This window comes from Fibrella aquatilis (genome assembly GCF_017353255.1).
Lineage (GTDB): Bacteria > Bacteroidota > Bacteroidia > Cytophagales > Spirosomataceae > Fibrella > Fibrella aquatilis.
On sequence record NZ_JAFMYU010000043.1, the window covers coordinates 1 to 6,576 of the forward strand.

The 6,576-nt window shown below is 50.3% G+C and carries 5 protein-coding genes and 1 pseudogene; all 6 read right to left on the reverse strand.

Annotated elements, in window-relative coordinates; all coding sequences use genetic code 11:
- Window positions 1-1,560: sialate O-acetylesterase (locus tag J2I48_RS27970; RefSeq protein WP_229376859.1), on the reverse strand; the 1,560-nt coding region annotated here is incomplete at its 3' end.
- A 92-nt stretch (window positions 1,561-1,652) separates the two neighbouring features.
- Window positions 1,653-2,663 (reverse strand): GTPase ObgE, encoded by a 1,011-nt coding sequence (obgE, locus tag J2I48_RS27975; protein ID WP_207338847.1) that lies wholly within the window; start codon window positions 2,661-2,663, stop codon window positions 1,653-1,655.
- Between the two features lie 34 nt (window positions 2,664-2,697).
- Window positions 2,698-3,279 carry an adenylate kinase gene (locus J2I48_RS27980; protein WP_207338848.1) on the reverse strand — a complete coding sequence of 194 codons (582 nt, stop codon included), beginning with the start codon at window positions 3,277-3,279 and terminating at the stop codon, window positions 2,698-2,700.
- A gap of 116 nt (window positions 3,280-3,395) precedes the next feature.
- Entirely contained in the window at window positions 3,396-5,225 is a 1,830-nt protein-coding gene (locus J2I48_RS27985) for a tetratricopeptide repeat protein (RefSeq protein ID WP_207338849.1), read from the reverse strand.
- Window positions 5,226-5,325: 100 nt separating this feature from the next.
- A complete protein-coding gene (locus J2I48_RS27990; RefSeq protein WP_207338850.1) occupies window positions 5,326-6,276 on the reverse strand; it encodes a PstS family phosphate ABC transporter substrate-binding protein in 951 nt (316 codons plus the stop codon).
- A 113-nt stretch (window positions 6,277-6,389) separates the two neighbouring features.
- Window positions 6,390-6,576: pseudogene (locus tag J2I48_RS27995) on the reverse strand (biopolymer transporter ExbD); the annotation flags it as partial.

A 6,576-nucleotide genomic window follows, 5' to 3' on the forward strand; every position in this document is an offset into this window, starting at 1 on the left:
CGGATTTGACGTAACTTTTAATGAATTCGATTTGAATGTACAGCCGCTTACGTCTTTGTAGCTAACAAAATAGTCGCCCGTTGTATTTACCGTGATCGCCTGGTCGGTGCTACCCGTACTCCAGGTGTTATTAACATTGTAGCTGCTGGTTAGCTGTACTGAGCCACCCTGGCAAAAAGCAGCGGGACCTGCTGTTTGGACAGTGGGTGCATTGGCCACTGACAAGTAAGGGGTATACTGAATGTTGCCCTGCGCATCTTTCACTTTGGCCCGTACCACTTGGCCCGATGCTTTGGTGATGCTTTTCCCCGATTCACCCGATTCCCACGAAACGTTATCGTAGTTGGTTACGGTAAAATTGACGGCATTACCACCAGGGCAGTTGACGCTGATTGTTGGTAGCGGGCTGGGCGCGACAGGGGTAGCACTGCTAAAAAAGGCGTCGGTTAAACTACTGTTCCAGGCGACAGCCAACTCGCGCAGACCAGGATTATCGAAGTGGATAGCGTCAAAATAGGGGGCTCGCGAACGGGGCACCTGAATCAACTCCGTGTTGGGTCCTGCAAACACGCCATTCCCAGCAGCAATCACGTCGTTTTGTGCACCTATAATAGCAGGATTGGATTTAAGCACATCATCGTATGAAGCTCTGGCAACAACCCATGCAATAGCTTTCCCAGATGTAGCCCGGCTTTGCTTAATGACTGTATTAAGCCGGTCGGCATACTGCGTTCGAGTCGTTGAAAAAGCGTTATCAGTCTCGCCCTGATGCCATAAGATAGCCCGCATACCAACTAAACTGGTGTAGTTTGTCAGCGCAATCTGGAGTGACCCATAGGGTTGACCAGCCTCGTAAAAAGATGGTATATAGTCACTTAAGGTTCTTTGCCCTTGCGAACTTTCAGCCCAGTTACGAATAGATGTACCTTCAAATGCAGCGTTGAAAAATAAAATGGGCACGTTCAGGCGTTGCGCCAGCAGGTCACCCAAATTACCCCAGCACCACGAACTCAGCCCTCGTGGAGCAATACGGTTGTTGTTATTGAGTTGCGTGAATACGGGGTAAGGCGCATCGCCAGGATATTGCGCAGGTTGGTATTGATAGTTAATGGCATTCACCCGATCATCCTGAGCTGGCTCAGTATTTCCACGTACGCCCTGCGCGTTTGACTGCCCTGCGATGACAAACACCTCACCCACACCCACGCGCTCAACCGTTTGCCGGGCTACTTCATCGTTGCCCCGCATAAACCGCACAACAAGGTCATACCAGCCACCCTGAACCACCAGTTGCGCCGTGAAAACACCGCCTTGAGGATTATCAACGATAGTCTGAAAATCAGTCGTGAAGCCCTGTCCATTGCTACGAGCTACCACCCGTGCCTCAATGCGCGTTACAGGCACTGAATAAGTACCTGTAATAGGAACGGCCGCATTGTTAGCATTATTCCGCTGAAAAATGGCTCGGTTAATGGGGAAAGCCACCTGTGTTTGCGCCTGAAGCTGATTGATCAGACCAACACTAAGAAGTAGTAAATAAAGTAGTGACGATGCATTCATGAGTTAGGTAATCTGCCGACTGACCCATGCGTACTTTAGGGATCAGCCGAGGCAGGAAAATAGAGTCACGTTGAGATTAATCTGGCAGCAGATTACTCATCTACCACACTAGGTTGGTTGAGTGTTTGCCAAAGCAAATCTTTCAACTCACTCAAACCACGTTGTTGAACAGACGAAATAAACAAGGTAGCTACATTTTTGGGCAGGGAATCTTTTATACGGTCAAGTTCTATGTCGTCTACCAAGTCAATTTTAGTCACTGCCAATACCCGCGTTTTGTCTACCAGTTCTGGATTAAACTCGGTTAATTCATTAGCCAAAATGGCATAATCGGCGGCAATATCCTCACTGGTGGCGGGTACCATAAACAACAGCACCGAATTGCGTTCTATATGCCGTAGGAAACGCAGGCCCAGCCCCTTCCCCTGCGAGGCACCTTCAATAATGCCCGGAATGTCGGCAATGACGAACGATTTATAGTCGCGGTAGGCTACCACGCCCAGGTTGGGCACCAGTGTTGTGAACGGGTAGTCGGCAATTTCGGGGCGCGCTGCCGACAGGACAGATAGTAGCGTTGATTTGCCCGCATTTGGGAATCCCACCAGACCCACATCGGCCAGCAGTTTCAGTTCCAGCACAATCCAGGCTTCCTGTCCTTCTTCGCCGGGTTGCGAATAGTGGGGTGCTTGTTGCGTGGGGCTTTTAAAATGTGTATTGCCCAGCCCACCCCGACCACCGGGCAGGAGTATAATCTCCTGACCGTCTTCGGTCAGTTCGGCCATTATTTCATTAGTTTCGGCGTTGCGGGCTATCGTACCCAGCGGCACGTCCAGGTAAATGTCTTCGCCTTCGGCACCGGTACGGCGGCCACCCTCGCCACCTTTACCAGCATCGGCTTTAATGTGCTTCCGGTATTTAAGGTGCAACAGAGTCCAGTGTTGTGCGTTGCCCCGCAGAATGATGTGTCCACCCCGCCCTCCGTCACCACCGTCGGGGCCACCTTTTGGCACGTGTTTTTCGCGCCGAAAGTGGAGTGACCCTGCTCCGCCGTGACCTGACCGGCAGTTAATTTTTACGTAGTCAATGAAGTTAGATGATGCCATATAAGTAGGATACGGCCATCAGCAGGGTAATCAACTAGGCTTGTGCTTCGTCGATCTTTTGGCAAATCGAAGCAAAGATTTCTTCAATTGTACCAATGCCGTTAATGGCCGCGAATTTACCCTGCTGCTCATAATAGCTGGCAACGGGGGTTGTTTCATTATTGTATACACTCACCCGACGACGCGCCGTTGCTTCGTCTCTGTCGTCGGGACGACCCGACGTTTCGCCGCGCTTCAAAAGTCGACGAATCAATTCTTCTTCGTTTACCACAAGGGCAATCATCGTTGTAATGCCCGTGTTATGGTGGGCCAGCAGGTCATCAAGTGCTTCTGCCTGCTTCACCGTGCGTGGAAAACCGTCGAAAATAAAGCCAGGGGCGCTTTCGCCATGCTCCGTCAATTTCGACTCGATCATGCCAATCACCACCTCATCGGGTACTAGTAACCCCTGATCCATCAGCAGTTTAGCCCGAAGTCCTAACTCTGTGCCGCTGGCAATTTGCGACCGTAGTAGATCACCCGTTGAGAGGTGCACTAGTTGGTATTTTCGAATCAGATACTCACTTTGTGTGCCTTTGCCAGCACCTGGCGGACCAAACAGTACAAGATTAAGCATACGGGGAAACGGGTAGAAAGTCAGGGGTGTCGTAGGTGAGAGCGGCGACAAAAGTACAAAACAAGAGGGCGCGGACAAACTTGCCCGCGCCCTCCTCTCAGAATCAGCCTGATTAGTTATTTACCAGCACCTTTCTTTGGTGTTGTCTTCACAGGCGTCGCCGCTTTAACGGGCGTTGTGCCTCTGGTCGGCGTACCACCTCTCACGGGCGTTGTACCTGTAGCGGTCGGCGTTTTCGCACCTTCCAGGTACTCCCTCGCTTCTTTGTCATTCGGGTCTAATTCGAGCACCTTGGCTGCATAACCTTTGGCTTTCGCATCGTCTTTGCGCGCAATGCTATTCGAGATCAAATACCGATATGAAGGAATCAGGTACTTTTTGTAGGTTTCTTTTTTAACAGAATCCGTTTCGGCAGTGGCTTGCTCAATAAACCGCTCGTAGAATGGTACCGGCGCTCCACTGGCCAGTACTACTTCTCGTGGGTTGGCGTAATAGTTCGACTGACCACGGTAGTAGTAGGCTACCGGATAAGTCTTGCCATCTTTTTCTACCATCTCAGCTAGTTTGGCAAACGCCGAGTCGGCCTGCATGAAGTATTGTTTCTTCAACGTACGCTGCTGAGCCGTGTCGGCTACAACTTTAGCAATCTGAAAACCGTACTGATAATTGGCCAGACCCAGGTTCAGATAATCGTTTGAGGTCGGTTTCTTATCATTGGCAATGGCTTTCTTGTAGTAGTCAGCCGCTTTGTCAAAACGCTTAGAAGCCTTATACCGCTCAGCAATATCCTTATACAGGTTCTCCGTAGTGTCTTGCGGGGCGGCCTTTTCCAGGTTTACAATGCTCAACGAATCACCTTCAGGGGTACCAAGCTGTGCATACGCACGACCCAGATACTTATAGTCATCGAAGATAACCTTGGTGGGCGCAGAACTAATAAACTTGTTCAGCGACGTAACGGCCTGATCGTTCCGACCAAGCGCCAGGCTAGACCAGCCCGTCATACGGTCGATGATAGGGTCTTTCACCTGCCCTTTCAGCTTGTCCAGATAATCCAGCGATTTCAGGTGGTCGCCTGCCAAGAAATAGTACTTAGCCACGTTCAGCAGCAGCTCGGGATCTTTCGTACCACTTTTCTGCACATACGTATCGTAGATGTTCGAGGCTTTCTTGTAAGCCCGTGACCCTACCAGTGCATCAGCATAGGCGCGGTACGTTGGTGCAAACTCAGGGTCGGCGGCCAATGCTTTCTCGAAATACTCCTGCGATTTGGCATATTGCTTCGAGCGCAGGAACAGTTGGCCAATTTTAGCGTTGGCTTCTGCCTTGGTGGTATTACTGGCCGCACCCGACAATGGTCCATCAATCACATCTTCGTAGCGGCTTACGGCCGGACCACCTTCGTTTTTCAGCGTGTAGGCATCACCCAGCGTCATGGGGATCTCTACGTTAGTATTTTTCTTGTCCAGCACTTTTGCACGATCCAGAAACTCGATGGCACGGGCAGGATCGTTGGCACCTTTGGCACCTTCGAACAACGTGTACATCTCGCCAGCGCGGTACAGTACGTCACCGTTTTTACCCTTCGTAGCAGCAACGGCCTCATCGGTCTTTGCTTTGGCGGTGTTCAAATCCTTCTTTGCCAAGGCCACCCCTGCCAAACCAACATTGTTCAGTTGATTTTTGGGGTCAGCTGCCAATCCTTTTTCAAAAGCAGCTTTTGCTTCATCGGTTCTGCCCGTTTTCAGCAGGAAATAGCCCAGATAAAATTGGTTGTCGGCAGTTGGAGCCGACGTAGCTAGTTGACGGAATGTCTGTTCAGCTTTGGGGATGCGCTCTGCCTCAAGATCTTTCAGGCCGGTTTGGATGTCCTGACCAAGCGCAGGAACGAATGCAGCAGCGCCCATGAACAGGGTCGCTAGCATCACTTTTTTGGGTTGGTTCATTCGTATTCGTAGGTTGGAGAAAAAATCTGAAGGTTGTTCCTCTTGGTTAAAACAAGGCGCAAAAGTAAAAAATTGCGCCGAAACAGAAAAAAAGCCCTGCTTACTTGAGGTGGACTTCCCGATTATATGGCACTCTAGGCCACAGTCCTAATTTCTCAACAAGCAGCCTACCTGAGTCTCGCACCAGGTAGTTAGTGAGTCCGCCGCCCAAACCAGGGTGCGCCTCGCGACTCACCATATAAACGTCGCGCCAGAGCGGATACAGTTTCAGGGCAAGGTCACGTTGAAACGGCTGATGGTAATCGTCTCGCCCCTGTGGGCTGTCTTTTGACGATAATCCGATAACGCGTATGTCTTTCGACAATTGCGCCGATACAGGCCCATCACCGTCACTTATCCAATTTACGCCAATAAAACCCATGGCCGTTGGGTGGGTGCGTACGTAATCAATCACCCCTTTGTTTGACTTGGCCGTGTAGATAGGCAAGCCATCAATATTTTTCAGACCGAATCGCTGCATCACATGGTCCAGATTGCTTGAATTCGGGTTATCAAACACCAGCGTAATTGTACCAGATTGATTACCCCCTTTCAGTTGCGACCATTGGCTGATCTGCTTACTGAAGACACCCCGTAACTCATTCATGGTCATCAAACTATCTGTATTGGCTTTGCTCGTAATGAGGGCAACACCGTCGGTGGCCAGTAATGTAGCCGAACCCGTAACTTTGACTTTATCCAGACTCCGCTGCTCATTGGCTGTTAACCGGCGCGACACAATACAAAGTCTGGCTTTATCGTCAAGCATTAGACGTATTGCCTCCCGCTCTGGTTTAAAGACCAAATCAAATTTTGTTCTCGGATAAAGCAACTCATACGTACGGGTAATCTCAACCGTCAGGGGTTCATAAGATTCGTCGGCAGCAATGGTAATACGTCCCTGCGACGGACTATCTAGTTTTGGCTTGTCTTCACAGCCGATCAGGCAGAGGCTCAGCAAGACAAAACCGGTAAGTGTGTAGCTTCTCAATGTTGTAGGTAAGTAAGGCATGATACCGTCAGTTAGGCATTTAGCGGCCAATAGTACAATTGCTTTTTCCCAACGCTTGTACCGCCCAAAAGGTTAGACGACCCACCGGGCAACTTGTCATTTTCAAGAATAGCCTAGAGGACTGCACTAGTTTTGTCTTTAAGCAACGTCTTTTCGTCGGGGGTCAACTCATCAACCAGCGCGTAGCGCTTGAGCTTGATGACAGCCATGTCATCCAATACGTCAACCATGTTCTTGTAGGTCGACTCCTTGGTGGGCTTCAAGACCAGCACAAACTTCTCCCCGCCGACTTTGGTCAGG